At 52.1% G+C, this 605-nt stretch carries 1 protein-coding gene; it reads left to right on the forward strand.

The annotated features are described in order from the left end of the window. Window positions 1–605: AAA family ATPase (locus FK268_RS23415; protein WP_146437842.1), on the forward strand; the 605-nt coding region annotated here is incomplete at both ends.

Raw genomic sequence — 605 nt, forward strand, 5'->3', positions numbered from 1 at the left:
GTCGGGTCGACGCTCCGAACACCCAGTTCAGCACGATTGCGAGCCACATCTATAATAGTGGTGTACAGGAGTCCTCGGTTGATGTGTTGGTGATCGACGAATGCAGTGCTATCGACAACGAGAGCATTCTCAAGGTCCTTCAGCAGACATCTTTCGATCTGCTTGTCCTCGTTGGCGACGTCTACCAGATTGAGGCAATCCAGTTTGGAAATTGGTTCAGTCTCGCACGGTCGTATATTCCGAAGAATTCCACTTTCGAGCTCACCAAACCATATCGGACTGACGACGACGCACTTCTTACGTTGTGGAGCCGAGTCCGTGGCCTCGACGACCGCATTGAGGAGTCTCTGTCTAAGAATGGCTACTCGATGGCTCTCGGCGAGGATTTGTTCACTCGTCATAGCGATGATGAGATCGTGCTGTGCTTGAATTATGACGGCCTGTATGGCATTAACAATGTCAACCGCTTCCTTCAGGCCAGCAATCCCGAGAAGGCGGTCACGTGGGGTGAGTCCACGTACAAGGTCGGCGATCCCGTATTGTTCAACGAAACGAACCGTTTCAAGAGAGTCATCTCGAACACCACGAAAGGCACGATAGCGTCC

The organism is Tsukamurella sputi (genome assembly GCF_007858445.1).
Classification (GTDB): domain Bacteria; phylum Actinomycetota; class Actinomycetes; order Mycobacteriales; family Mycobacteriaceae; genus Tsukamurella; species Tsukamurella sputi.